Here is a 25,466-nt window from a genome sequence, read left to right on the forward strand (position 1 = left end):
GAGGGCGTCGATGCGGCGCGGAGCTCAGCTCTGCAGGCCGGCCTCGATCTCGAGGGTGAGGGTGATCTTGTCGCCGATCACGGCGCCGCCGTCGGGCAGCGGCATGTCGATGTCGAGGCCGAAGTCGCGGCGCGAGACCACGGCCTTGGCTTCGAAGCCGGCGACCGGGCCGTTGCCCATGCCCGGGTTGACGCCGAGGAACTCGACCTCGAGAGTGACCGGCTTGGTGTTGCCGCGCACGGTGAACTCGCCGTCGACGACGAAATCGCTGCCCTCACCGCGGAATCCGGTGGACTTGAAGGTCATCAGCGGGAACTGCTCGACGTGGAAGAAGTCGGCGGTGCGCAGGTGACCGTCGCGCTGGGCGTTGTCGGTGGTGAGGGAGTCGACGCGGATCTCGGCGTGTGCGGTGGCGGTGCCGTCCTCGGCGATCACGAGGGCGCCGTCGAAGTCGGTGAAGCGACCGCGGACCTTGCTCACCATCAGGTGGCGTACGGAGAAGCCGACGGTGGAGTGGGTGGGGTCGATGGCCCAGGTGCCTGCGGTGAGTCCCTTGGCGATGGCGTTGGTCATGAGTGTGCTCCTTCTGGAATAGGTGTGGATCAGTGGGGAAGATTGGCCGCGAGTAGGTCTTCGAACGGGGTGGTGTCGAGATAGGGATCGGTCGGCCGGGTAGCCGTTCGGCCGAGCAGCAAGGCGCTGAATTCGCCTGCGGCGCGGTCTATTCGGTTGTTCAGCGCCTGGTCGGCGCCGTTGGCGCCCCAATCGGTCGAGGCCGCGTAGACCGCGGTGGGCACGACGATCGAGCGCAGGTAGGCGAACAGCGGACGCACCGCGTGCTCGAGAGCGAGGGAGTGCCGTTCGGTGCCGCCGGTCGCGCCGGTCAACACCGGCATCGCGGCCAGCGAATCCGGTTCCAGCACATCGAAGAACGTCTTGAACAGACCGCTGTACGAGGCGCTGAAAATCGGGGTGACGGCGATCAGACCGTCGGCGGTGACGACCTTGTCGATCGCCGCCCGCAGCGAGGGGGCGGGGAACCCGGTGAGCAGGTTGTCGGCCAGCTCACGGGCGTGATCACGCAGGTCGACGAAGTCCAGCTCCACCTCGCCGCCCAGTTCCCGTGCCGTCGCGGCGGCCAGCCGGTCGGCCAGCAGTCGCGTGGACGAGGGCTGCGACAGCCCGGCCGACACCACGGCGATGCGAGTGGTCATGCGGTCAACTCCTTCGTTCGCGCGGCGGCCACCAGCGAGGCATGGGTGGGCGCGTCGGGTACCCGGGCGGGACGCCGGGCCGCGAATTCCTTGCGCAGCACCGGAATCACCTCCTCGCCGAGCAGGTCGAGCTGCTCGAGCACCGTCTTCAACGGCAGTCCGGCATGGTCGACCAGGAACAGCTGGCGCTGGTAGTCGCCGAAGTGCTCGCGGAAAGTGAGCGTCTTCTCGATGACCTGCTCCGGGCTGCCGACGGTGAGCGGGGTCTGCTCGGTGAACTCCTCGAGCGACGGTCCGTGTCCGTAGACGGGCGCGTTGTCGAAGTAGGGGCGGAACTCGCGAACCGCGTCCTGAGAGTTCTTGCGCAGGAACACTTGTCCGCCGAGTCCGACAATGGCCTGGTCGGCACTGCCGTGGCCGTAGTGCTCGTAGCGACGGCGGTACAGGTCGATCAGCCGCTTGAAGTGGTCGGTGGGCCAGAAGATGTGGTTGGCGAAGAAGCCGTCGCCGTAGTAGGCGGCCTGTTCGGCGATCTCCGGGCTACGGATCGACCCGTGCCAGACGAACGGCGGCACGTCGTCCAGCGGACGCGGGGTCGAGGTGAACGATTGCAGCGGCGTACGGAACTTGCCCTCCCAGTTCACGACGTCTTCGCGCCACAGCCGGTGCAGCAGTGCGTAGTTCTCGATGGCCAGGGGGATGCCGTCGCGGATGTCCTTGCCGAACCACGGATAGACCGGGCCGGTGTTGCCGCGGCCGAGCATCAGGTCCACCCGGCCGTCGGCCAGGTGCTGGAGCATCGCGAAGTCCTCGGCGATCTTGACCGGGTCGTTCGTGGTGATCAGCGTGGTGGAGGTGGACAGCAAGATGTTGTCGGTGCGCCCGGCGATATAGCCGAGCATCGTGGTCGGCGAGGACGGCACGAAAGGTCGATTGTGGTGCTCGCCCATCGCGAACACATCGAGACCCACCTCCTCGGCCTTCTGCGCGATCGCGACCATCGCCTTGATCCGCTCGGCCTCGGTGGGGGTGCGGCCGGTGGTGGGATCGGTGGTCACATCGCCGACGCTGAAGATTCCGAACTGCACGGGCCCTCCTTTGGTTGCCATGGCAACTATAACCAGCGAAGGGGGAACCTTATTCCGATGAGGCGCAGGTCACATGATCAGGCGGAGAACGGGCGGCGGGTCCGGCCGATCAGGTCGGCCACCGAGTCGACCACCATCGTCGGACGGAACGGGTAGGCCTCCACCGAGGACTCGGTCGAGATCCCGGAGGTCACCAGCACCGTGCGCAGACCCGCCTCCAGCCCCGCGATCACGTCGGTGTCCATCCGGTCGCCGATCATCACCGTCGACTGCGAATGCGCGCCGATCTGACGCAGCGCCGACCGCATCATCAGCGGATTCGGCTTGCCGACGTAGTACGGCTCCTTACCGGTGGCCCTGGTGATCAGAGCCGCGACCGAACCGGTGGCGGGCAGCACGCCGTCGCGGGAGGGGCCCGTGGCGTCGGGGTTGGTGGCGATGAACTTGGCGCCCCGATCGACCAGGCGGATCGCGGTGGTGATGGCCTCGAAGGAGTAGGTGCGGGTCTCGCCGAGCACCACATAGTCGGGATCGCTGTCGGTGAGCACGTAGCCGATCTCGTGCAGCGCGGTGGTGAGGCCGGATTCGCCGACCACATACGCGGTGCCGTTGGGGCGCTGGTCGGCGAGGAACGTCGCCGTGGCCAGCGCCGAGGTCCAGATCGACTCCTCGGGGATGTCGAGGCCGGTATGGCGCAGGCGGGCCTGCAGGTCGCGCGGGGTGCGGATCGAGTTATTGGTGAGCACGAGGAACGGGATCTCGTTGGTGCGCAGTTCGGCGAGGAACTCGTCGGCGCCGGGGATCAGCTGATCCTCGTGCACCAGCACGCCGTCCATGTCGGTCAGGTACGACAAGATCTGCTCATCCTTGGTGGTCACCAGTTAATTGTCCGCTAAAACTCGGCGTGGTGGGTGACCGAACAGCGTGGGCGCGGATGACCGACCGCGCGCTAGTGTCGTGAGAGCAGGGGTCGACGGACGACAGGAGTGGCTGGAATGGTTGAGCTCAAGCTCGGGTACAAGGCATCGGCAGAGCAGTTCGGGCCGCGAGAGCTGGTCGAACTCGGCGTCGCCGCCGAGCAGCACGGCCTCGACAGTGCGACCGTGAGTGACCACTTCCAGCCCTGGCGCCACGACGGCGGCCACGCCCCGTTCTCACTGGCCTGGCTGGCGGCCGTCGGCGAGCGCACCGAGCGCATCCAGCTGGGCACCTCGGTCCTCACCCCGACCTTCCGCTACAACCCGGCCGTGATCGCCCAGGCCTTCGCCACGCTGGGCTGCCTGTACCCGAACCGGGTGATGCTCGGAGTCGGCACCGGTGAGGCGCTCAACGAGATCGCCACCGGTTACAAGGGCGAATGGCCCGACTTCAAGGAGCGTTTCGCGCGTCTGCGTGAAGCGGTGAAGATGATGCGCGAACTGTGGACCGGCGATCGCGTCGATTTCGAGGGCGAGTACTACCACACCGTCGGCGCATCCATCTACGACGTTCCCAAGGGCGGCATCCCCGTCTACATCGCCGCAGGCGGCCCGGTGGTGGCCAGGTACGCCGGTCGCTCGGGCGACGGCTTCATCTGCACCTCGGGCAAGGGCATGGACCTCTACACCGAGAAGCTGCTGCCCGCGGTCACCGAAGGCGCCGAGAAGGTCGAGCGCGATGTCGCCGAGATCGACAAGATGATCGAGATCAAGATCTCCTACGACACCGATCCCGAACTGGCCCTGCAGAACACCCGCTTCTGGGCCCCCCTCTCACTGACCCCCGAGCAGAAGCACGACATCACCGACCCCATCGAAATGGAGAAGGCCGCCGACGCCCTCCCGATCGAACAGGTCGCCAAGCGCTGGATCGTCGCCAGCGACCCCGACGAAGCCGTCGCCAAGATCAAGCCCTACCTCGACGCCGGCCTCAACCACCTGGTCTTCCACGCCCCCGGGCACGATCAGCTTCGCTTCCTCGACCTCTTCAAGCGAGACCTGGCCCCCCGCCTGCGCGCACTGGGCTGAGACCGGCCATGTTCAGATCCCTGGCCGGGCGCCATTAACGGCGCCCGGCCAGATGTCGATCCATGGTGACGAACACCGGAACGACACAAGGAAATGAACCATGGGATTGTGGATCGGTAGCCCCGCGCTGAACGCCTCCGAGAACGTCGTCTGGCAGAAGCTCGCCAATCGAACACAGGGCGGCAGGGCCGTCGGCGGACGCCTCCACCTGACCGAAACCCGACTGCTCTTCGTACCCAATCACCTCGATGCGATCACCGGCGGCAAGCGCTGGGAAGCAAGCCTGACCCAACTGCGCGCCGTCGGGCGGCAGAGCCCGGACGGCGGCCTGTTCAGCGGCGGCCTCCGCACTCGCCTGCGCGTCGACACCGACGCCGGAACCGAACTCTTCGTCATCGATCCGCTCGACGAGGCGATCGCGATTCTGGACGCCGCAAGGACAGATACTCGGAGCTAACTCAGGGCGTGGTCCAGATCTTCGAGGTCTTCAGCACCCTCCCCAACCTCAGTTCGGCAATATCCTGCCGGTTCAGCCCTGGCGGGGTGACAGGTTGGCCACCCCGCGCCAAGTCGGCAGAATATTGCCGGTATTCCAACATGTGAGGTACCCTCACTTAGCCGATGGAAAATTCGGCGGAATTCTGCCGACTGAAGGCTGGCTGCGAATATGCTGCAAGCGGTGGGCGCGACAATTCGAGCGGAGCGGCGCCTCCATCACTTGACGCAGGAGCAGCTTGCCGAAATTGCGGGCACCTCGACCCGAACGGTCCGCGATATCGAGCAGGGGCGAGGTTCACCCAGCATCGGGACGGTCGCAGCGGTGGCCGGCGCGCTGGGGCTGTCCCTGGTGGTCACGCCATGACAGACTTCGAAGCATTGCGCACCGTCAGGAGCGCAGATGTCTATAAGGCCGGTACCCTCGCCGCCTCGATCAACCGGACACAGCAAGGCGCCACCGAATTTCAGTACGCACCCGAGTATTCCGGTGATCCGGTCGCTTCTACGCTGCCGCTCGGCACCGAGCCGGTCACCGGCGCATCGGGGTCTGTACCAGCCTTCTTCGCGGGCCTGCTGCCGGAAGGGCACCGCTTGACTGTGCTTCGTCGTGCTGTAAAGACCAGCGCTGATGACGAACTCAGCCTGCTGCTCGCGGTCGGTGCCGATGTACCGGGTGACGTTCAAGTGTTTCCCGCCGGCGCACAACCTGTTGACGTTCCCGCGCTGGTCGACTGCATGTCAGCCGACGAGCTCGAATTCGACCGCCTCGTAGACGATGTCGATCGACAGGCGATCCCCGGCATCCAGAACAAGGCGAGCGCGTCGATGATCAGCACGCCGATTGCCGCGGGCTTCGGTCGATTCATCCTGAAGCTGTCACAGTCGGGATATCCGTACCTGATCGAAAACGAATCCGCGCACTTGACCGCGGCACGGGGATTGAAGGTTGCGGTTGCCAGGTCGGACCTGGTGCACGACCGATCTGGACAGCCCGGCTTGCTGGTCCAACGGTTCGATCGTGTGCACGAAGGGGACGAATGGCATCGTCTCGCGTTCGAGGATGCCACCCAGGTCCTCGGGTTGCCGCCGTCGTCGAAATACAACGTTGACGCGGTGCAGGTCGTCGAAGCGCTTGCCGGCATGGTCCGTGCCCCTCTGATCGCAGCACGAAATCTCTACCTGCAGTTCCTGTTCGCGTGGTTGACCGGCAACGGTGACCTGCACGGCAAGAACGTCGGGGTCCTCCGGGACAGCATGGGGCGCTGGAGTATCGCGCCGCTGTACGACATTCCGTGCACTCTCGTCTACGACGACGATTCGATGGCGTTGCCGATCGCCGGACGAACCAGAGGCCTTCGAGCGAAGCACTGGGCCGAGTTCGCCGGACAAATCGGGCTGCCTGCCAAGGCCGCGAAGTCAGCGCAGCAACTTGCGCTCCGCGCCGCCGCGACGGTCGATTTCGACCAGCTCCCGTTTGCCGGTTCACCGTTGAACAGGACTCGGCGTGAGCTGCGCTTGCGCCGAGGGGAATTGGAGCTTTCGCTCAACTCGTGACAGGGCTGTCAGATCTGCCCTGCCCATTCGTCTCCTGGCGCCTGGCACTTCTCGAGGGCTAACACAGGCGTGGTCCGGGAGAATTCGGTTGTGCCCGTAGCTACGGGAGGATGATCAGGGTCGGTCGATAGTGGCGCATTGCGGTCAGTACCTGTTCCGGTGACGCGCCCAGCATCGATTCCGGCAGGTTCACTGCGCCGTAACCGAGCTTCTGATTCAGCTTGGCCAGCAGGCGAATTCGCCGGGAACTTCGCGCGAAGTATGCCTCCGGGTCGTGAAGGCCCAGCTGGACGTAACGCACCTTGGACAGCGCCGAGGTGCGCTGGACGAATATGCGCGCGTGAGCCACTTCGTCCCAGGTGAAACGACCGGACTGGCGATGGTCGAGTCCGTCGTTGCTCAATACCAGTTCCGGTCGACGCCAGATCAGTCGGCCGACGAAGACGAGCCCGGCGCCGAGTCCGAGCGGTATGCACAGCACCCCTGCGATGAGCGGCACCAACGGTGCATCATCGGACAACACGATCCAAACGCCGAGCGCGACGAACACGGCCGAAAGCGCGATCATCGCCATCGAACGCGGGATCGACGGGTAATAGAACGTCGCAGGCTGCGCGACTCCCCCAGCAGTCATGGTCGCAGTGTAAATCCTTGACAGCGAACGGCTTTGGTCGTCGAACCCGGAGCTAGCTCAGGGCGTGGTCGAGGTCGCCGAGGAGATCCTCGAGGTCTTCCAGGCCGACCGAGATGCGGACTACGCCGTCGGACAAGCCGATCGAGGCACGGCCTTCCGGGCCCATGGCTCGGTGGGTGGTGGTGGCGGGGTGGGTGATCATGGTTTTGGCGTCGCCGAGGTTGTTGGAGATGTCGATGATGCGGAGGCGGTTGAGGACCTCGAAGGCTCGCTTCTTGCCGTCGTCGCCGTTGAGGGCGAAGGTGACGACTGTGCCGCCGCCGGTCATCTGTTCCTTGGCGAGGGCGTGCTGTGGATGTGATTCCAGGAAGGGGTATTTCACCCAGTCGATCGAGTTCTTGGTCTCCAGGAACTCGGCCACTCGCAGGGCCGACTCGGTGGAGTGGCGGACGCGCAACGGCATGGTTTCCAGGCCTTTGAGCAAGGTCCAGGCGTTGAAGGGGCTCAGGGCCGGGCCCGTGTGGCGCATCAGGGTTTTGACGGGGCCGTCGATGTAGTCCTTGGCGCCGAGGATGGCGCCGCCGAGGACGCGGCCCTGGCCGTCGATGTGCTTGGTGCCGGAGTAGACGACCACATCGGCGCCGAGCTCGAAGCCGCGCTGGAGCAGGGGGGTGGCGAAGACGTTGTCCAGCACCACCTTCGCGCCCGCGGCGTGGGCGAGCTCGGTGACCTTGCGGACGTCGACGAGGGTCTGCATCGGGTTGGCGGGGGTCTCGAAGAAGACGGCCTGGGTGGGGACGGAGAGAGCCTGTTCCCACTGGTCGAGGTCGTCACCGTCGACGAAGACGGTTTCGATGCCCCAGCGCGGGAGGATCTCGTTGCAGACCACGAAACAGGAACCGAACAGGCTGCGGGCGGCGACGAGACGGTCGCCCGCCTTCAGCAGCGCGCCGAGCGCGGTGAACACCGCCGACATGCCGGATGCGGTCGCGAAGGCCGCTTCGGCGCCGTCGAGCAGGCGGATGCGTTCCTCGAACATCGCCACGGTCGGGTTGCCGAAGCGGGAGTAGACGAAGTGCTCGACGTCGCCGGTGAACGCGGCTTCGGCGGCTTCGGCGTTCTCGTAGACGAAACCCGAGGTCAGATACAGCGCCTCGGACGTCTCGTCGAAACCGGAACGGCGCAGGCCACCGCGCACGCCGAGCGTGCCCGGACCGACGCCCTCTGGCAGTGGCTTGTCGAACGAACCACCGGTGATCATGCTTTTCTCCTTATGCCTGACGCCACGGCAGGCCGACCGCGCGCCAACCGGTGCTGCCGCGCTGACCGAACGCGTCGGGACCACCTTCGAAACCGTCGAGCACGTTGTAGGACGGTGCCACGCCCGCCGCCGTCGCCAGGTTCGCCGCGTGCGCGGAACGCTGACCGGAGCGACACAGGAACACCACCGGTGCGTCGTCGGGGCGACCGGCGAGTGCCTTCTCCAGCTGCACGCCGAACTCCGGGTTGCGCGTGCCGGTGCCGTCGACCCATTCGATGAAATGGGCCGGGCGTTCGATGGAGCTGGTGTCGGGGATGCCGATGTTCGCCCACTCGCCTTCGGTGCGCACGTCGATCAGGACGGCGCCGGGGTGCTCGGTGAGCAGCTCCCACGCCTTCTCAGGGGTGATGTCGCCGGCGTAAGTCATGTCGATCCTCCTGCGTGAATCCGCTCTTGCCGTGCCGGAAGTCCCCGAACACACGGCCAGGTCGTCACCCGGAGCACCCCACCGCGGAGGAGGGTTGCCGACCAGCGAGCCGGGGCTTGACGCTGGCACTCATGACCTTGCGATCTGAGATTGCCTCGGCACAGGTCACCGTGTCAAACGATTCAGAAAGTGCACACCAGCCACGCGCCGTCGACGCTGGTCAGTTTCCAGTTGATCGTGGCCGGTTTGCCGTCGACCACCACGGTCGCGTCGATTTTCGCGCGGTCGCCGTTCACGGTCGCGTTCTCGAAACCCTTGCCGTCGATCGTGACAGCCGATTTCGGGCCACCCAGCCGTTCACCGAGGCCGGAGGACTCTTCGTCGAAGCCGGGGCAGGCCACACCGGTCGGTGGACGCAGGTCGCTGCGCGAGCGGGCGTCGATATAGTTGGTGACGGCGGCCGCGAGACGGTCGGCCTCTGTGACATTTTTCTCAGCGGGCGAGAGCAGTCCGCCCGCCACGATGCCGATGAGCACGATGATCGCGATCACCGCGGCCGCGACGAACGGGACGATGGAACGCTTGTCGGTCTGATCCACCACTACGGGCTGGTCATCCGAGCCTGTTTGCTCCTCGTTCATTGGGTGCCGTAGCGCGGAAGCGCGGTCATCCATGACCGGCAGGAGCACGACAAGTTGATGCCTGGCGCGCCCAGCGCTACTCCTCCTTTCGGAAAGTCAGTTTACGAACAAGCATGTTAATTTGTGAGGCATGAGCGAGGTGGTGAAGCGGGCTTTCAAGTACCGGTTTCGCCCGACCCCGGAGCAAGCCGCTGAGTTGGAACGAACCTTCGGATGTGTACGCAAGGTATACAACCTCGCGCTCGAAGCCCGGACTGCCGCGTGGCAGCGGGGCGAGCGGGTCAACTACAACGCCACGTCGGCGATGCTGACCGAATGGAAACGCGGCGAAGACCTCGCCTACTTAGGTGAGGTTTCGTCGGTGCCGTTGCAGCAGTCGTTGCGGCACCTGCAAGCCGCGTTCGCCAGCTTTTGGGCCAAACGGGCGAGGTATCCGCGCTTCAAATCCCGTAAGAAGTCCAGGCCCAGTGCCGAGTACACCCGGTCAGGGTTCCGATGGAGTAACGGGAAACTGACCTTGGCGAAGATGAGCGAACCGCTCGATATCGTCTGGTCGCGCGGGCTGCCCGGCGATCCCTCCTCGGTGACGGTGTCGCGAGACGCGGCCGGGCGCTGGTTCGTGTCCTTGCTGTGCGAGGACCCCACGGTGGGATCGCTGCCTCGCACCGATCAGACGGTCGGGATCGACGCCGGGCTGACTCATTTGCTCACCCTGTCGAGCGGCGAGAAGATCACCAACCCGCGCCACGAACGCGCTGACCGTGCCCGATTGGCGAAAGCTCAGCGCAACTTGTCCCGCAAGGAGAAGGGCTCAGCCAACCGAGCCAAGGCTCGGCGCAAAGTCGCTCGCGTCCACGCTCGCATCGCCGACCGCAGACGCGACTACCTGCACAAGATCACTACTCGGCTCGTGCGTGAGAACCAAACGCTCGTGATCGAGGACTTGACCGTCCGCAACATGATCCGAGATCACTCGCTCGCGCGAGCGATCTCGGATGCGTCGTGGTCGAATTTCCGGTCGATGCTGGAGTACAAAGCCAACTGGTACGGCCGCGAAGTGGTTGCAATAGATCGCTGGTATCCCTCGTCGAAGCTGTGCTCGGCGTGTGGTGTCCTGCGGAACAAGATGCCGCTCGAGGTGCGTGGATGGGTGTGTGGTTGCGGTGTCCGACATGATCGGGATGTGAACGCCGCGAAGAATATTTTGGCCGCCGGGCTGGCGGTGACAGTCTGTGGAGATGGTGTGAGACCTCAACGGAACCCTCCGGGCGGGCAGTCGTCGATGAAGCAGAAAACCCGACCCGCGAGGGTGGGGATCCCGGTTCTTCATGGCCAGGACGATGTCAAGCTGTAATCCTGACAGGAAAAACAACCGTGCGGGCAGCCACACCGCGCCCCTGGATGCCATATGCGTCGCAGCTAGAATCACACGTGATTGCGGCCTGCTGCCGCAACTCGGCAGCTGCCGGTAAGCCGAAACGGCGACTTAGCCTAAGCTAAGTTGACGCCGTCAAATCAGTTCTCGACCAAAGGGTGCGCGTAGAAATGACCGAACAGAGTGCAGCGACTCGCCCACTTCGCATTGCGATCGTGGGTGCGGGACCGGCCGGTATCTACGCCGCCGACGCGTTGATGAAGTCCGATGCCGACGTGAGCATCGACCTCTACGAGCGCATGCCCGCGCCCTTCGGCCTGATCCGCTACGGCGTCGCCCCCGACCACCCGCGCATCAAGGGCATCATCACCGCCCTGCACAAGGTCCTCGACAAGGACCAGGTCCGCCTGCTCGGCAACATCGACTACGGCACCGACATCACCCTCGACGACCTGCGCCAGTTCTACGACGCGGTCATCTTCTCCACCGGCGCCAACGCCGACCGCGCCCTGGCCATCCCCGGCATCGACCTCGACGGCTCCTACGGTGCCGCCGACTTCGTGTCCTGGTACGACGGCCACCCCGACGTCCCGCGTTCGTGGCCCCTCGAGGCCGAGAAGGTCGCCGTGCTCGGCGTCGGCAACGTCGCTCTCGACGTCGCGCGCGTGCTCGCCAAGACCGGTGACGAACTGCTGCCGACCGAGATCCCGCCGAACGTCTACGAGGGACTCAAGGGCAACAAGGCCCTCGAGGTCCACGTGTTCGGTCGTCGCGGCCCCGCGCAGGCCAAGTTCACGCCCCTCGAGCTGCGCGAACTGGATCACTCGCCGACGATCGAGGTCATCGTCAACCCCGAGGACATCGACTACGACGAGGGCTCCGAAGCCGCGCGCCGTAACTCCAAGCAGGTCGACATGGTCGCCAACACCTTGGAGCAGTGGGCCATCCGCGATCACGGCGACCGCCCGCACAAGCTGTTCCTGCACTTCTTCGAGTCGCCCTCGGAGATCATCGGCGCCGACGGCAAGGTCGTGGGCCTGAAGACCGAACGCACCCAGCTCGACGGCACCGGCAACGTCAAGGGCACCGGCAACTTCACCGACTGGGACATCCAGGCCGTGTACCGCGCCGTCGGCTACCTCTCGCAGAACGTCACCCAGCTGCCGTTCGACGATCAGGCGGGCACGGTGCCCAACGAGGCCGGTCGCGTGATCTCCGACGACACCGCCGAAGGCGACGCCCGCTTCATGCCCGCCACCTACGTGACCGGCTGGATCAAGCGCGGCCCGGTCGGCCTCATCGGCCACACCAAGGGCGACGCCAACGAGACCATCGCCTGCCTGCTCGACGACGCCAAGGGCTTCGCCCCCGCGCCGAAGCCCGAGCTCGACGCCGTCACCGAGTTCCTCGAGGGCAAGGGCATTCCGTTCACCACCTGGGCGGGCTGGTACCGCCTCGACGCCCACGAGCGCGCCCTCGGCGAACCCGAAGGCCGTGAGCGCGTGAAGGTCGTCGAGCGCGAGGACATGCTCCGCGCGTCCGAGCCCAACAAGGCCTGAGCTGCCGCCGTTCCCGAGATAGGGCATTCTGTACAAGTGTTCGATGCCCACGTCCACATCATCGATCCGCGGTTTCCGCTGATCGAGAACGAAGGCTATCTCCCCGAGCCCTACGTGATCGATGATTATCGAAAGCGTATGGCGCACTTCGAGGTTCGCGGCGGTGCTGTCGTCAGCGCGTCTTTCCAAGGCGCTGATCAGACGTACCTGAAGGCAGCACTGTCCGCGCTCGGTCCCGACTGGGTCGGCGTGACCCGACTCGATCTCGATGCCACCGACGACGAGATCCTCGAGCTGGACCGAGCCGGCGTGCGAGCCCTGCGGTTCAATCTCAAGCGCGCCGCCGCCGACATCACCGAGATGACGTTGCAGGCGTTGCGCGCGCACGAACTGGCGGGTTGGCACGTCGAGCTCTACATCGACGGTCAGATGTTGGCCTCGCTGCAACCGGTGATCTCGAAGCTGCCCGCGCTCTCGATCGACCATCTCGGCATGTCCGAGGAGGGTCTGCCGTACCTGCTCGACCTGGTCGACCGCGGCGCGAGGGTGAAGGCGACCGGATTCGGGCGGGTCGAGATGGATGTGGCCGAGACCCTGCGCCGCATCCACACGGTCAACCCGGGTGCGTTGATGTTCGGCAGCGATCTGCCCGGCACGCGCGCCGGCAGGCCGTTCGAGGAGCGCGATGTGGACCTGATCTGCCAGGTGGTGGGCGCGGATATGCACGCGGTACTCGAGGACAACGCCCGCGAGTTCTACCGGCTGCCCGCGGTGCGCCGCGAGCCGGTGCCGCTCCCGCGCGCCGAGAACCCGACCATCCCGATCCCGCGCAACCAACTGCCCGGCGCGGACGAGCACACCCGCCCGCTGCCGGTGATCGAATAGGTCAGCTCACCATCGCGCCGGTGAGCCATACGCCGGCGGCGATCAGCGCGCCGAACAGCTCGACCAGCATCGACAGGCCGACGCCCTTGAGCGCGTGCATCGTCGCGGGCCACGCCAGGTCGTTGGTCTTCAAGCGGTACAGCTCGGCCAGGTAGACGCCGAGCACGAAGCCGATGAACAGGCCGACGATCGGGATCACGAAGAAGCCGACGATGCCGAGCACCCCACCGACCAGCAGCGCACGGTTCGACACCCCGGCTTCGCGCATCCGCTTTCCCGGCCAGGTGTACTTCACGACGCCGGAGAGCACCAGCGCGACGGTCGCGACCGCGAGCACCGTCCAGGCCGTCGCGCCGCCGGTCATGAACGCCCACACCGCGATCGCCGCGAAGATGAGGATCACCCCCGGCAGAATCGGAACGATCACGCCGACGATGCCGACCAGAATGACGAGGCCGACAAGGACCTCACCCCACACGCCCACTACCGGGTCCTCCCGTTGCCGCGCCGAGTCGCGCTCGTGCGAATTCTCGCCCATGCTCTACCCGAGCCGCCACCCCAGCGCTATTGTCAATGTGTCAATACCGTTCGACAACGAACTGAGGTCACCGCGTGAGCACGGAGTCCACCGCCAAGCAGGGGCCCCTTGCGGGCATCAAGGTCATCGAGTTGGCAGGCATCGGGCCTGGCCCGCACGCCGCGCTACTACTGGCCGACCTCGGCGCCGACGTGGTGCGCGTGCAGCGCCCGAATCAGCTGCCCGGCTTCATGGAGCGCCCGCAGTGGCGTGGGCGAACGATCGTCGAGGCGAATCTGAAGGACCCCGCCGACGTCGCCAAGATCCTCGACCTGGTCGAGAAGGCCGACGTGCTGCTCGAGGGCTTCCGTCCCGGCGTCACCGAGCGCATGGGCCTCGGGCCCGACGATGTACTGGCCCGCAATCCGCGCCTGGTGTACGGCCGGATGACCGGCTGGGGCCAGCACGGCCCACTCGCCGATCGCGCGGGTCACGACATCAACTACATCTCGCTCACCGGCGTGCTCAATGCCATCGGGCGCAAGGGCGAGCGGCCGGTACCGCCGCTGAACATGGTCGGCGACTTCGGCGGCGGCTCGATGTTCCTGGTGTTCGGCGTGCTCGCCGCGCTGGTGGAACGGCAGAGTTCCGGCAAGGGCCAGGTGATCGACGCCGCGATGATCGATGGGGCGCTTTCGCTTTCGCACATGATCTGGGGCATGCGCGGGGTCGGCCTGTGGTCCGACGAGCGCGGCACCAACCTGCTCGATACCGGCATGGCCTTCTACGACACCTACGAGACCTCCGACGGCAAGTACATGGCCGTCGGCGCGATCGAGCCGCAGTTCTACGCCGAGTTGCTGGCGGGGTTGGAGATCGACCCCGAAGGTCTGCCGGTGCAGATCGACCCGAACGGTCAGGAGCAGCTGCGCAAGCTGTTCACCGACAAGTTCCTGACCAAGACCCGCGACGAGTGGGCCGCGATCTTCGACGGCACCGACGCCTGCACCACGCCCGTGCTGACGTTCACCGAGGCCACCGAGAATCCGCACATCGTGGCCCGTACCGGCCTGATCGAGATCGACGGTGTGGTGCAGCACGCGCCCGCGCCGCGGTTCTCGCGCACCCCGGGCGGCACGCCCACTCCCCCGCCGAACGTCGCGACACCGATCGAAACGGTCTGGGCTGACTGATTTGTCGGCCTGTCGTCGGTAAAGTTTTCCACTATCGACGACAGGCCGAGGATCCGAACCGCTCGAACGCCACCGAAGGTGCTCGCCGCCCTCATCGCGGTCACCACCTTCGGCTCCGCGGTGCTGTGTTTCATCCTGGCGGAGGGATTGTTCGACACCCGTAGAGCGCAGAGCGCCGAAACCCATTGCCACACCGAGGCACCGGTGCCGGTGATGGTGACCGTGCTGAACGGGCTCGCGACGGGGCTGCTGCTGGCCGCCGCGATCTCGCTGCTGTGTCTGCTGGTGCTGTTGTTCCGCTATCCGTCCGAACGCAGCGCCGTCGCGGTGCCGTTGACCGCGGTGGGTGCGGTCCTCGCGGTGCTGTTCATGTTCGGGGCGGGGTACGAGACCGTCCGCCCCGAGCCCGCGTCCACCGGGCACGACCCGTGCGCGTTCAGTAGCAGGTGAGCGGTTGGAGTGGGTCGGCGGCGCGCGGGGTGAGGGCGTCGTAGGCGGCGGCGATGGATTTGACGGCGATCCGCAGGTCGGGCGCGGGGTGGGTGTAGGGCAGGCGGACGAAACGTTCGAAGGCGCCCTGGACGCCGAAACGTGGTCCGGCGGCGAGTAGTACACCGTGGTTGGGGGCGGTGGCGGCCAGCGCGGTGGAGACCGGGCTCGGCAGCTGGGCCCACACCGACATGCCGCCCGCGCCGACCGCGATGTGCCAGCCGGGGAGGTCTTCGGCGACGGCGTCGAGCAGGGCGGTGCGCTGAGCGCGCAGCTGTTCGCGGCGGCGCTCGAGGATCGGCTCGGCGTTCTCGAGCAGGTGGACGGTGGCGAGCTGGTCCATCACCGGGGTGCCGAGGTCGACGGTGGAGCGGATGCCGAGCAGCTTGGCGATCAGGGGCTGATTGGTGCGGATCCAGCCGACGCGCAGGCCGCCCCAGAACGACTTCGACGCCGAACCGATCGTGACGATCTCGGAGCCTTTCGCGAACGCGGCGACCGGCGGGGGCATCGTTGCGTCCGACAGGTTCAGTTCGCCCATCGACTCGTCGACGACGACGGTCATCCTGGTGTCACGAGCGATGGCGGCCAGTTCGGCGCGCCCTTCGGCGTTCAGCAGCAGACCGGTGGGGTTGTTGAAGTCGGGAACCAAATAGGCGAGGGTGGCCGCGGTCTGCCTCGCGGTGCTGCGCAGGCCTTCGAGATCCCAACCGGCGTCCGGGAATTCGGGCCGAAGCGGGATCGGGATGGGGCGGGCGCCGACATCGCGGATGGCTTCGATGGCGTTCGGGTAGGACGGGTGCTCGATCAGCACTCGCGCGCCCGGCGAGGCGAGCACGTTGAGGAGCAGCCGAAGTCCGTGTTGCGCACCGAGAGTCACCAGAATCTGTTCCGGTTCCGTCGGCAGGCCACGGGCGGTGTAGCGGCGGGCCAGCGCTTCGCGCAGCGCGAGGATGCCGACCGGGTCCATGCCGTGGGTACCGAGGTAAGACGGAATTCCTTGCAGCGCGATGGAATACGCATCGTGCAATTCCGGGGAAGCCGGCATCGCGGCATAGGTCATGTCGATGGTCGGCAGTTCCGGCTGCGCCATCAGGGCCATGATGCCGCGGCTCGGCTTGGCGCCGTCATGCTGGATCGCGGGCGGTAGCGCGACCGTGCTGCGCGAACCCTGGCGGCTGATCAGGTAGCCGTGTTCACGCAGCAGCGAATACGTGGAGGTGATGGTGGTGCGGCTGACGCCGAGGGTGCCCGCCAGATCACGCTCGCTGGGCAGCGCGACGCCGAGCGGGGCGCGACCGTCGTGGATCAGCAGCCGGATGGCCTCGGCCAGAGCCAGGTAGGCGGGCCGGTGCGGGCGACGTTCGGCATCGCCATCGGTTTCCGGGTCACGCCACCGGCCGAGGTCGCGAGCCAAACCTGCCGCACCGATCACTCTTGTCGCCATAAAGTCCAGTATTCCCTAAGTGGATATTTCTAAGCAAGGCCAGTCGGTGGATTCTTACTGATATGACCACTTTCCTCGCCCTCGCCGTTGCCGTTGCCTTCGGGTTGGCGGTCTACCACTTCTCGCCCAAGAAGGGCGAGCTGCCGTTCTGGCCTTTCCAATATCTCCCGCATGACCGGGCTTTCGGCACCTACGACGAGCAACGTCTCTACCGGGATCTCGACGCGATGCGGGCGCACGAGGTCGACGACAAGGCAGTCCAGTTGCCTGAAACTGGCCTTAACCATTCCTCGACGGACACGCAGCCGGGGTCGCTCGCCGCGTGAGCGTGTCTTTGTCGGTGGATCGGCGCACACTGTGTTCATGAGTGACTCGACGCAGACCGAGACGGTGGTCTCGGCACTGTTCGACACCGCTATCGGGCTGTGCGCGATCGCCTGGCACGGTGATTCCGTCGTCCGGTTCCAGCTGCCGGAGGCCAGTGAGGAGGAGACCCTCGCGCGGATCACCCGGCCGTTCGACGGGTCCGTGGTGCCGGAGAGCGCGCCGGGGCCGGTGATCGTCGAGGCGATCGCGGGTATCCGCGCCCACCTCGACGGAGCGCTCGATTCGCTGCGCTGGATCGAGGTGGATCTGCGAGGTGTGCCGGAATTCCATCGCGCGGTGTACGCGGTGACGCGCGACATCGACCCGGGTCACACGCTCAGCTACGGCGATATCGCGAGTCGCCTCGGCGCTCCCGGCTCCGCACAGGCAGTCGGGCAGGCATTGGGACGCAATCCGGTGCCGCTCATCATTCCGTGCCATCGGGTGCTCGCGGCCGATCACGCGTTGCACGGGTTCTCGGCGCCGGGCGGGATCGGCACCAAAGCGCGACTGCTGGAGATCGAACGGACGCCGGGTTTCGGCGAGCCGATGTTGTTCTGATCGGCATCCAGGTCGCCACCGATGAATTCGCTCGGCGGCCACCGTCTCAACGAACAAGATCGAACTCGTCCGGCCGGCGGTCAACTGCCGGGTCCGCGAAACCCGCGCGGACCTGCGGTCGAGGCGATCGCGTACCGTCGAGCGCGGCGGCCCGTTATCGAGAGGATTTCCCCATGCATACAGTGACGTCGGCCGACGGCACCACGATTGCCTACGACCGGATCGGTGAGGGGACGGCCGGAACCGTGATCCTGATCGGTGGTGCGTTCAGCTACCGCGAGTTCCCGACGATGGTCGAACTCGCGCAGGCCCTGGCCGACGACTACGGGCTGACGGTGCTGAACTACGACCGGCGCGGGCGTGGCGACAGCACGGATTCCCCCGGCGTGTACGACGCGGCCAACGAGGTCGCCGATATCGCGGCGCTGGTCGAGGCCGAGGGCGGGAAGGCGGCGCTGTTCGGCTGGTCCTCCGGCGCCGCGCTCGCACTGCTGGCCGCGCAGTCGGTACCGGGCGTCACCGAAGTGGTGGCTTTCGAGCCCCCGTTCGTGGTCGACACGAAAGGCCATGTGCCGCCGAAGGATCTGGAAGTCAAGCTCCATCCGATGATCGCCGCGGGTGAGCGCGGGAAGACCGTGCGGTACTACATGACCAAGGCGATGGGGATGCCGTTGCTCATGGTGGCGGCGATGCGGGTGACACCGTTCTGGAAAACGCTTGCGGCAACCTCGAATTCGACAGCCCACGACTGGGCGGTGATGAAGCCGTACATGCAGGGCAAGCAGCTGGATCCGGCCGATTGGCGCGGTGTCGAGGTACCGGTGCTCGTCCTCGCGGGCGAGCGCACCGCACCACTGCTCATCAAGGGCTCGAAGGCCGCGGCCGCGACGCTGCCGAAGGCGGAGTTCGCCGAGCTCCCCGGGGTGAGTCACAACCCGAAGGTCTCGATCCTCGCGCCCGCCGTCGGCGAATTCCTCACCCGCACAAGGTGATCAGGGCGGCGGTGGGTGATCGCGGAAGAACTGGCACGGCTCACCGGTGAGGTAGCCGTCCATACAGGCGAAGTAGGCTTGAACGCAGCTGTTACTCGTGCAACCGGCGCTGTAGAGCATTCCGCGAATGCGCTCGTTGCGCTGCTGCGATGGGGCCAGCGTCTGCGCGGGCGGCAACACCGAAGTCACCGTGGCGGTGGTGGGCGAGGGGACGGGAGCGTCCGGCGCGGCGCATCCCGGCAGGACCGCCAGCGCGAGCAACGCCGCAGCGGCGAGAACACCACGCATCGCCATCGTCCACCTCCATACGAAGCCCTTCTCGACGCTACCCCGGCGAACCGTTCGACTGTCAGAGAGTGGCGCCAACCGCTGCCGAGCACGCCGCCCCCGAGCGTCAGTCGGCGGTATGTGGTTCGCGCGCATTGCCCTGAACAGGGTCCGGCACTCCGTCCACAAAAGAGGTCCGGTGCCGTAAACCGGCACCGGACCTCTGGCTAGTTCCGCAGTCTCACATCACGCGAGCACGTCGTGGCGAACGATCGTCTGGTCGCGGCCCGGACCCACTCCGATGCACGAGATCCGCGCACCCGACAGCTCTTCGAGCCGCAGCACATACGCCTGAGCGTTGGCGGGCAGCTCCTCGAAGGTGCGGGCGTGGGAGATGTCCTCCCACCAACCCGGCAGTTCCTCGTAGATCGGCTTGGCGTGATGGAATCCGGTCTGCGTGGTGGGCATCTGCTCGACCCGCTTGCCGTCGACCTCGTAAGCCACACAGATCGGCACCGTGTCCAGGCCGGACAGCACGTCCAGCTTGGTGAGGAAGTAATCGGTGACGCCGTTGACGCGGGTCGCGTAGCGGCTGATCACCGCGTCGAACCAACCACAGCGCCGCGCACGACCGGTGGTGACGCCGACCTCGCCGCCGTTCTTGGCCAGGAACTCACCGAAGTTGTCGAACAGCTCGGTCGGGAACGGGCCGGAGCCGACGCGGGTGGTGTAGCACTTCAGGATGCCGAGCACCGTGTCGATCTTGTTCGGACCGATGCCCGAACCCACCGCGGCCCCACCCGCGGTCGGGTTGGACGAGGTGACGAACGGATAGGTGCCGTGGTCGACATCGAGCAGCGTGCCCTGCGAGCCTTCCAGCAGCACGGTGTCGCCGCGCTCGAGCGCCAGGTTCAGCTCGAGCCGGGTGTCGGAGATGCGGTGCTTGAACGATTCGGCCTGCTCGAGCACCTCGTCCACCACCTGCTGCGGATCGAGCGCGCGGCGGTTGTAGATCTTGACCAGCACCTGGTTCTTGAACTCCAGGGCGGCCTCGACCTTCTGGGTGAGGATCTTCTCGTCGAGCACGTCTGCCACGCGGACGCCGACGCGGGCGACTTTGTCCTGGTAGCAGGGGCCGATACCGCGACCGGTGGTGCCGATCTTGCGGTTGCCGAGGAAGCGTTCGGTGACCTTATCGATGGCCACGTGGTACGGCATGATCAGGTGCGCGTCAGCGGAGAGCAGCAGGCCGGAGGTATCGACTCCGCGCTCTTCCAGACCGGCGAGTTCGTCGAGCAGCACGCCGGGGTCGACGACGACACCGTTGCCGATGACGTTCTTGACACCGGGGGTGAGGATGCCGGACGGAATCAGATGCAGCGCGAACTTGTCGCCGTTGGGGAGAACCACCGTGTGACCGGCATTGTTGCCACCCTGGTATCGGACCACCCACTGCAACCGCTCACCGAGCAGGTCTGTAGCTTTGCCCTTACCCTCGTCGCCCCATTGGGCACCGATGAGGACGATTGCCGGCATTTCGGAGTCTCCTACAGATCGACGGCAGCACACGCGGCACTGCAGCTACCTGCCGTAGACGCTGGCGCGTCCAACACTGAGGCGGTGGCCGGAGGCACAGTCTAGCCGACGCCTGATCAGGTCCCGCCGACCTGCCCCGCGGAGCGCGCCGACCCCGCCCTACCGCACCTGCCCTGATCGGTTACGGTTACCAGTCGGCAGTGAGTTTGCGTGACCGAGGAGGGTGTACCGCAGTTTGAGTACCCACGTTCTCCGATGCGGTGAAATGCCGGTCCCGATCGCGCTCTCCTCGTTACCCAATACCCAGACCGGGCGGGTGCCCGATGTCGCGGTGATCGATGAGCTGTTGCCGGTGCTGGCCGCCGACAGCCTCCCGCGCCTGATCGTGCTCGGCGCCGATGCCTCGCTCGCCGCCGTGCTCACCCATTTGATGCGCACCGAACGGTTGCACGTCGAGGTCGGTTTCGTGCCCGTCGAGACGACCTACGCCTCGCGGGTCTATCAGACCGGAACCGGTAACGGCGCCGCGAAGCGAGCGGTGGAGGGCCGGGCGATCGAAACGCCGCTGATCCGCGACGACACCGGCACCGTGCTGGTCGGGCGCGCGAGCATCACCGGCGTCGACGGCGAGAAGCTCGAAGGCGAAGCCTATGTCGACGACACGCTGCTGTTCACCGGCAAGGTCACCACGATGCTGATCTCGCCGACGATGACGATGCCCGGCGTCCGCGCGCGAGTGCGTAAAGGTCTGCGCAAGCGCACCTGGGTCTCCGGTCGCGCCGCCCAGCTCGGCACCCCGCGCGCCGTGGTCACCCGCGACGGGATCACCGCCGAACGCACGGTTCCCCGCTCGACTTTCTACCGATTCGAACAACCCTGGCTACTGGTGCGATGACTTACTCCTTCCCCTCGGAACGGCGGTCCGGGCACAGCGCGGTCCGGCCGAGCCCGGTTTTCCTGCTGATCGTGCTGATCACCGTGGGCGGCGGGGCACTCGCCTGGGACGCCGACATCGACTCGGTGCGCGCCAAGGTCGGCGTGTTCCTGCTCGTGGTGTTCGGCTGGATCATCAGTTTGTGCCTGCACGAGTTCTCCCACGCGTACGTGGCTTGGCGTGCGGGCGATCACGAGGTGGAGGTGCGCGGATATCTCACGCTGAATCCGCTGAAGTACAGCCACCCGGTGCTGTCGATCGGCCTGCCGCTGGTGTTCATCGCACTCGGCGGGATCGGTTTGCCCGGTGGCGCGGTGTATGTCGACACGACACGGTTCAAGACGAGTGTGCAGCGCCTGGTGAGCGCGGTCGGGCCCGCGTCCAACGCGCTGTGCGCGGTGGTGCTGCTGATCGTGATCCGGGCTTTCGGATCGGTCGCCGAGCATGCCGCGTTCTGGTGCGGGCTCAGTTTTCTGGCGTTCTTGCAGATCACCGCGTTTCTGCTGAACGTTCTGCCGGTGCCGGGGCTGGACGGCTACGGGATCATCGAGCCGTCGCTGAGCTACCAGACACGGCGTTCGCTCGATCAGTTCAAGCCGTACGGGATGTTGATCCTGTTCGCGGTCATCTTCTTCACACCGCTCAACCAGGTGTTCTTCAACGCTGTGTACGCATTGTTCGAACTCTCGGGGGTACCTGAGGTGTGGGCTGCCTACGGCGGCCAGTTGACCCGATTCTGGCGTTGATAGCCTCGGGTCAGAATCGACCCTGGAACGGAAATTGCGTATGAGCTCCACCGAATCGTCCGCTGTCCTGTCCGTCGTCATCCCGACACTCGACGAAGCAGCGGTTATCGCCGCATGCCTCGAGCGCCTCGTCAGCCAGGATGCGATCGATGAGATCGTGGTCGTCGACAACGGCAGCACCGACAACACCCGCGAGATCGTCGCCGAACTAGCCGCCCGACATCCCCAGATCGAACTGATCTCCGAGCCGCAGCCCGGCGTCGCGTTCGCGCGCAACACCGGTTTCGACAAGGCTCGCGGCGACATTCTCGGCCGCATCGACGCCGACACCCTCGTCTCCCCCGAGTGGGGCGCCACCGTGCGCTCCCACCTCGACTCCCACCCGGACACCCAGGCGGTGACCGGCATCAGCACCTATCACGACTCCCCGATCGGCATCTTCCTCGCCGCCGCGATCGGCGGCCAGGAGCGCCTCGGGCTGATCAAGACCCAGCCCGTCGGCAATGTGCACGGCGCCAATATGGCGGTCCGGCGCTCGGCGTGGGACCAGGTGCGTTCGGCCACCACCACCCGCCGTGATCTGCACGAAGACCTCGATCTGGCGCTGTGCCTGTCGAAGGCGAAGCTGCGCATCGACCAGCTGCCGACGCTGCGGGCCGAGATCTCCGCACGCCGTCGCAAGACCCCGCCGAGCGTGTGGTGGAAATACCAGCTGCGCGGCCTACAGACCATCGCCAACCAGGGCTACGCCGTCGTGCCGTTCCATCGCGCGGTGATCACCGGCGCCTGGATCATGCACACCTCGCAGTGGCCGATCTACCGGGCGTGGGATTTCGATCGCAAGCGTTTCTCGCTGCGGTCGGGACGCGCGCGCGTTTCCCCCGTCGGCGACTGAGTCACTCCTCGGGCGTCACATACGGATTGGGCACGGTGGGTGGGAGCAGGGCGATCGCCGAGATGCGCTGCATCCCACACACCACCATCAGATCCACCACGATCGAACGCAGCTGCGCGAACACCACGTGTGCCGACAATCCCGCCCCGACAACGAGTTCGGGACGGGCGCCCTTGGCGACGCTGCGCACCGACTTGAGGGCTTCGGCCTGATCGGGTTGTTCGCCCGGGTCGGCCAGCATCATCTTGCGGACCACATCGGTGGCGTGACCCAACTGGTCGAGGAGGTCGATCAAGCGCGGATCGAGGACCTCGTCGTCGCGGACGAGGGTGAGCGAACGGCGCAGCAGTACCCGGGTATTGCGGACGGCGTTGTCGAGCGGGTCGGCCGCGTTGTGGATGCGCTCCAAGCGTTTTCGGGAATTCCAGTACAGCGGCGAGATGCGGCTGATCTCGCGGCCGCCCGCGAGCGCGTCGCGGAGAGCGTCGATCTTGGGCTGGGTGTCGCGCACCGCCGACAGCGAGTCGGACACCTTCGTCGAGTTCTGTTCGAGCAGACCCTCGGCGCAGGTGATCATCGATTTACTCATCACCGACAGCACGTCGGCGGCATGTTCGCGGGCGCGGCGCACGGGATGCAGCGGGATCAGCGCGACCATCAGCACGCCGACGAGTCCGCCGATCAAGGCGTCGATCATGCGGTTGGGGCCCGCGCCGGGCGCCTGATTCAAGGTCGAGACCAGCACGGCCGAACCAGCCGCCTGAATCGTCATGAGCGCGCCGCTGCCGAGAAAAACCGAGACCGACATGGCGCCGCCGACCACCAGGGCCACCTGCCAGACACCGGTGCCTACCTGGGCGATGAACAGGTCACCGATGCCGATGCCCACCGCGACACCCACCACCAGCTCCACCGACCGGCGCACTCGCGCGCCGAACGAGACGCCGATGGAGACCACCGCGGCGGTCGGCGCGAAGAACGGTTCGACGTGGCCGACGAGGTTGTGGGCGATGAACCAGGCCAGTGCGGCGCCGAGCGCGCACTGGATGATCGGGACCGCCGAGAGCCGCAGGCGCTCGATCGACGCCCGGTACCGGCCGACGGTGCTGACCTTGGCGGCCGCGACCACCGGAGTGGCGACGGCGACGAACGGCCTGTGTTCGCTCACCTACGACTCGGACCCGACCACTGACTCAGTCCAGGCCGAGTTCGCTCGCCGCGCGCGGATCGCAGTCCTCGAGCAGGTCGAGGCAGCGCGCGTACTCCTCGGTCTCGCCGATCGTCTTCGCGGCGCTCGCCAGCGCGCCGACGCTGCGCAGGAAGCCCTGGTTGGCTTCGTGGCTCCACGGGACGGGGCCGAAACCCTTCCAGCCGTTGCGACGCAGCAGGTCGAGGCCGCGGTGGTAGCCGGTGCGGGCGAAGGCGTACGCGGCGACGGTGTCGTGGTTCACCTCGCCACCGGCGCGCTTCAGCGCGGCCTCTGCCAGCTGGGCCCATGCGATCGATGCGGCCGGGTATTGCGCGGCGACCTCGACGGGGTCGGTGCCCGCGGCAATAGCGTCTTCGGCGTCGGTCAGTTCGGGAAGGAGGACCGGCTGCGGTCCGAGCAGGTCACCGAAGGAGGTCATGGGTTCATTGTGCACCGAGGGTCCGACGGGCGCCGACCGGCCCGCCGCAGCGCTCCCCCACGCGCCGCAACGCCGCGATGCGGACCCACTCGCCGGGTGCAGCTCCGCCTTCGCTTCGGCCGTGCGCGCGAGACTTGGGACCGCTTCGCGTCCGTGCCTATTAGGCTGAGCGCAGAGTGCAACGTTCGAGCCTGAGCGAGGGGTACAGAGGTGTCCGACCCGACCGACGAGAACAACCCGGCAGCAAAGTCTGCCGGTCCCGGCGCGCCCGGCCGGCGTGACGATTCGTCCGCGTCTCCTCCAGGCGCACCGGAGTCGGTCACCGAGCCGGACCGCGCGACGAGGCCGCCGGTGAACGCGGACCAGACGGTGGTGATTCGGCGAGAGGATCTGCCGCGTCAGCCCGATGATGCCGCGCGCGTGCAGGACGTTCGTTCCGGTGGGACGCAGCCTGCCGCGGGACAGGGCGATCAGCCCGGTGGCCCGGGGCGCTCGGGTGGTCCCGGCGCGGAGGGACCCCGAGCAGGCACGCAGGGCAATGCGGGTGGATCTGCGCAGGGCGGACTTCGGGCTCCGCAGGGCAATCCTGCCGGTGGACGCCCGGGCGGTACCGCACCCGGTGTGGGGCAGGGCTCCGCGCGGCCGGGGAATACGCCGGGCGGACAACAGCCTTCGGGTCCGGGGGCACAGCAGTCCTGGGGTCGGCCGGGGTTCACGCCGGGCGGGTCGCGACCGGGTAGCGGTCCCGGCGCG

At 66.6% G+C, this 25,466-nt stretch carries 29 protein-coding genes and 1 riboswitch; of the genes, 15 read left to right on the forward strand and 14 right to left on the reverse strand.

From position 1 onward, the window contains the following. Positions 1-24: 24 nt before the first annotated feature. The 4 genes from QX204_RS30525 to QX204_RS30540 all read right to left on the reverse strand — a co-directional run bounded on the left by QX204_RS30525 (position 25) and on the right by QX204_RS30540 (position 3,180). Complete coding sequence (locus QX204_RS30525) at positions 25-573, reverse strand: YceI family protein (protein WP_301903922.1); 549 nt, start codon at positions 571-573, stop codon at positions 25-27. A gap of 29 nt (positions 574-602) precedes the next feature. Next, entirely contained in the window at positions 603-1,214 is a 612-nt protein-coding gene (locus tag QX204_RS30530; RefSeq protein WP_301903923.1) for an FMN reductase, read from the reverse strand. After that, entirely contained in the window at positions 1,211-2,302 is a 1,092-nt protein-coding gene (locus QX204_RS30535) for an LLM class flavin-dependent oxidoreductase (RefSeq protein WP_301903924.1), read from the reverse strand. Before QX204_RS30535 ends, QX204_RS30530 begins: the two co-directional genes overlap by 4 nt. Positions 2,303-2,379: 77 nt before the next feature. Continuing rightward, the gene (locus QX204_RS30540) at positions 2,380-3,180 is read right to left on the reverse strand and encodes an HAD-IIA family hydrolase (RefSeq protein ID WP_301903925.1); all 801 of its coding nucleotides are present in this window, start codon (positions 3,178-3,180) and stop codon (positions 2,380-2,382) included. A gap of 117 nt (positions 3,181-3,297) precedes the next feature. Here QX204_RS30540 and fgd point away from each other — a divergent pair, with 117 nt between their 5' ends. From fgd to QX204_RS30555, 4 genes are all read left to right on the forward strand, one after another. After that, the gene (gene fgd / locus QX204_RS30545) at positions 3,298-4,308 is read left to right on the forward strand and encodes a glucose-6-phosphate dehydrogenase (coenzyme-F420) (protein ID WP_301903926.1); all 1,011 of its coding nucleotides are present in this window, start codon (positions 3,298-3,300) and stop codon (positions 4,306-4,308) included. A gap of 100 nt (positions 4,309-4,408) precedes the next feature. After that, the gene (locus QX204_RS30550) at positions 4,409-4,765 is read left to right on the forward strand and encodes a hypothetical protein (protein WP_301903927.1); all 357 of its coding nucleotides are present in this window, start codon (positions 4,409-4,411) and stop codon (positions 4,763-4,765) included. Positions 4,766-4,975: 210 nt separating this feature from the next. Beyond that, complete coding sequence (locus QX204_RS34490; protein WP_357373707.1) at positions 4,976-5,170, forward strand: type II toxin-antitoxin system RelB family anti-toxin; 195 nt, start codon at positions 4,976-4,978, stop codon at positions 5,168-5,170. Next, positions 5,167-6,360 carry a type II toxin-antitoxin system HipA family toxin gene (locus QX204_RS30555; RefSeq protein WP_301903928.1) on the forward strand — a complete coding sequence of 398 codons (1,194 nt, stop codon included), beginning with the start codon at positions 5,167-5,169 and terminating at the stop codon, positions 6,358-6,360. Before QX204_RS34490 ends, QX204_RS30555 begins: the two co-directional genes overlap by 4 nt. Positions 6,361-6,460: 100 nt before the next feature. On the opposite strand, the gene QX204_RS30560 is transcribed toward QX204_RS30555, so the two are convergent. The 4 genes from QX204_RS30560 to QX204_RS30575 all read right to left on the reverse strand — a co-directional run bounded on the left by QX204_RS30560 (position 6,461) and on the right by QX204_RS30575 (position 9,281). Further along, positions 6,461-6,994, reverse strand: coding sequence for an STM3941 family protein (locus QX204_RS30560; RefSeq protein ID WP_301903929.1), 534 nt, complete (start codon positions 6,992-6,994; stop codon positions 6,461-6,463). 52 nt (positions 6,995-7,046) lie between these two features. Next, on the reverse strand, positions 7,047-8,255 hold the full coding sequence (locus QX204_RS30565; RefSeq protein ID WP_301903930.1) for an O-succinylhomoserine sulfhydrylase: 1,209 nt from the start codon (positions 8,253-8,255) through the stop codon (positions 7,047-7,049). A gap of 10 nt (positions 8,256-8,265) precedes the next feature. Continuing rightward, positions 8,266-8,682, reverse strand: coding sequence for a rhodanese-like domain-containing protein (locus tag QX204_RS30570; protein ID WP_301903931.1), 417 nt, complete (start codon positions 8,680-8,682; stop codon positions 8,266-8,268). A 17-nt stretch (positions 8,683-8,699) separates the two neighbouring features. Next, a riboswitch (SAM riboswitch) is annotated at positions 8,700-8,819 on the reverse strand. Between the two features lie 45 nt (positions 8,820-8,864). Further along, on the reverse strand, positions 8,865-9,281 hold the full coding sequence (locus QX204_RS30575; RefSeq protein ID WP_301903932.1) for an Rv0361 family membrane protein: 417 nt from the start codon (positions 9,279-9,281) through the stop codon (positions 8,865-8,867). 172 nt (positions 9,282-9,453) lie between these two features. On the opposite strand from QX204_RS30575, the gene QX204_RS30580 reads away from it, so the two are divergent. From QX204_RS30580 to QX204_RS30590, 3 genes are all read left to right on the forward strand, one after another. Beyond that, positions 9,454-10,677, forward strand: coding sequence for an RNA-guided endonuclease InsQ/TnpB family protein (locus QX204_RS30580; RefSeq protein ID WP_301903933.1), 1,224 nt, complete (start codon positions 9,454-9,456; stop codon positions 10,675-10,677). Positions 10,678-10,868: 191 nt separating this feature from the next. Then, the gene (locus tag QX204_RS30585) at positions 10,869-12,257 is read left to right on the forward strand and encodes an FAD-dependent oxidoreductase (protein ID WP_301903934.1); all 1,389 of its coding nucleotides are present in this window, start codon (positions 10,869-10,871) and stop codon (positions 12,255-12,257) included. A gap of 36 nt (positions 12,258-12,293) precedes the next feature. Continuing rightward, positions 12,294-13,142, forward strand: a complete 849-nt coding sequence (locus QX204_RS30590) for an amidohydrolase family protein (RefSeq protein ID WP_062991754.1) — start codon at positions 12,294-12,296, stop codon at positions 13,140-13,142. A gap of 1 nt (position 13,143) precedes the next feature. Here QX204_RS30590 and QX204_RS30595 read toward each other — a convergent pair whose 3' ends face one another. Further along, positions 13,144-13,626: a DUF456 domain-containing protein gene (locus tag QX204_RS30595; RefSeq protein ID WP_301908158.1), complete on the reverse strand. Its 483-nt coding sequence runs from the start codon at positions 13,624-13,626 to the stop codon at positions 13,144-13,146. Positions 13,627-13,754: 128 nt separating this feature from the next. Between QX204_RS30595 and QX204_RS30600 the strand changes: the two genes are divergently transcribed. Continuing rightward, a complete protein-coding gene (locus QX204_RS30600; protein ID WP_301903935.1) occupies positions 13,755-14,852 on the forward strand; it encodes a CaiB/BaiF CoA transferase family protein in 1,098 nt (365 codons plus the stop codon). A 78-nt stretch (positions 14,853-14,930) separates the two neighbouring features. Beyond that, on the forward strand, positions 14,931-15,302 hold the full coding sequence (locus QX204_RS30605; protein ID WP_301903936.1) for a hypothetical protein: 372 nt from the start codon (positions 14,931-14,933) through the stop codon (positions 15,300-15,302). Here QX204_RS30605 and QX204_RS30610 read toward each other — a convergent pair. Further along, positions 15,289-16,788 (reverse strand): MocR-like transcription factor YczR, encoded by a 1,500-nt coding sequence (locus tag QX204_RS30610; protein WP_301903937.1) that lies wholly within the window; start codon positions 16,786-16,788, stop codon positions 15,289-15,291. The two genes, QX204_RS30605 and QX204_RS30610, sit on opposite strands and share 14 nt — an antisense overlap. A gap of 62 nt (positions 16,789-16,850) precedes the next feature. On the opposite strand from QX204_RS30610, the gene QX204_RS30615 reads away from it, so the two are divergent. From QX204_RS30615 to QX204_RS30625, 3 genes are all read left to right on the forward strand, one after another. Then, positions 16,851-17,114 carry a hypothetical protein gene (locus tag QX204_RS30615; RefSeq protein WP_301903938.1) on the forward strand — a complete coding sequence of 88 codons (264 nt, stop codon included), beginning with the start codon at positions 16,851-16,853 and terminating at the stop codon, positions 17,112-17,114. Between the two features lie 37 nt (positions 17,115-17,151). Next, positions 17,152-17,715: a methylated-DNA--[protein]-cysteine S-methyltransferase gene (locus tag QX204_RS30620; protein WP_301903939.1), complete on the forward strand. Its 564-nt coding sequence runs from the start codon at positions 17,152-17,154 to the stop codon at positions 17,713-17,715. Positions 17,716-17,888: 173 nt separating this feature from the next. Then, positions 17,889-18,707, forward strand: a complete 819-nt coding sequence (locus QX204_RS30625) for an alpha/beta fold hydrolase (protein WP_301903940.1) — start codon at positions 17,889-17,891, stop codon at positions 18,705-18,707. On the opposite strand, the gene QX204_RS30630 is transcribed toward QX204_RS30625, so the two are convergent. Beyond that, positions 18,708-19,001 carry a hypothetical protein gene (locus QX204_RS30630; RefSeq protein WP_301903941.1) on the reverse strand — a complete coding sequence of 98 codons (294 nt, stop codon included), beginning with the start codon at positions 18,999-19,001 and terminating at the stop codon, positions 18,708-18,710. Between the two features lie 219 nt (positions 19,002-19,220). Continuing rightward, the gene (locus QX204_RS30635) at positions 19,221-20,510 is read right to left on the reverse strand and encodes an adenylosuccinate synthase (RefSeq protein ID WP_301903942.1); all 1,290 of its coding nucleotides are present in this window, start codon (positions 20,508-20,510) and stop codon (positions 19,221-19,223) included. Between the two features lie 265 nt (positions 20,511-20,775). Between QX204_RS30635 and QX204_RS30640 the strand changes: the two genes are divergently transcribed. From QX204_RS30640 to QX204_RS30650, 3 genes are read left to right on the forward strand one after another with little or no spacing between them, the layout of a single operon-like run. Beyond that, on the forward strand, positions 20,776-21,405 hold the full coding sequence (locus QX204_RS30640; protein WP_301903943.1) for a hypothetical protein: 630 nt from the start codon (positions 20,776-20,778) through the stop codon (positions 21,403-21,405). Then, positions 21,402-22,190 (forward strand): site-2 protease family protein, encoded by a 789-nt coding sequence (locus tag QX204_RS30645; RefSeq protein ID WP_301903944.1) that lies wholly within the window; start codon positions 21,402-21,404, stop codon positions 22,188-22,190. The genes QX204_RS30640 and QX204_RS30645 overlap by 4 nt, the downstream gene beginning before the upstream one ends. Positions 22,191-22,230: 40 nt before the next feature. Next, positions 22,231-23,085, forward strand: coding sequence for a glycosyltransferase family 2 protein (locus tag QX204_RS30650; RefSeq protein WP_301903945.1), 855 nt, complete (start codon positions 22,231-22,233; stop codon positions 23,083-23,085). A gap of 1 nt (position 23,086) precedes the next feature. Here QX204_RS30650 and QX204_RS30655 read toward each other — a convergent pair whose 3' ends face one another. Together QX204_RS30655 and QX204_RS30660 are read right to left on the reverse strand one after the other, a co-directional pair. Next, positions 23,087-24,253: an FUSC family protein gene (locus QX204_RS30655; RefSeq protein WP_301903946.1), complete on the reverse strand. Its 1,167-nt coding sequence runs from the start codon at positions 24,251-24,253 to the stop codon at positions 23,087-23,089. A 25-nt stretch (positions 24,254-24,278) separates the two neighbouring features. Then, positions 24,279-24,713, reverse strand: a complete 435-nt coding sequence (locus QX204_RS30660) for a DUF3151 domain-containing protein (RefSeq protein WP_301903947.1) — start codon at positions 24,711-24,713, stop codon at positions 24,279-24,281. Between the last annotated feature and the right edge of the window lie 753 nt (positions 24,714-25,466).

Origin of the sequence: Nocardia sp. PE-7 (assembly GCF_030486425.1) — a bacterium.
Taxonomy (GTDB): Bacteria; Actinomycetota; Actinomycetes; order Mycobacteriales; family Mycobacteriaceae; genus Nocardia; species Nocardia salmonicida_A.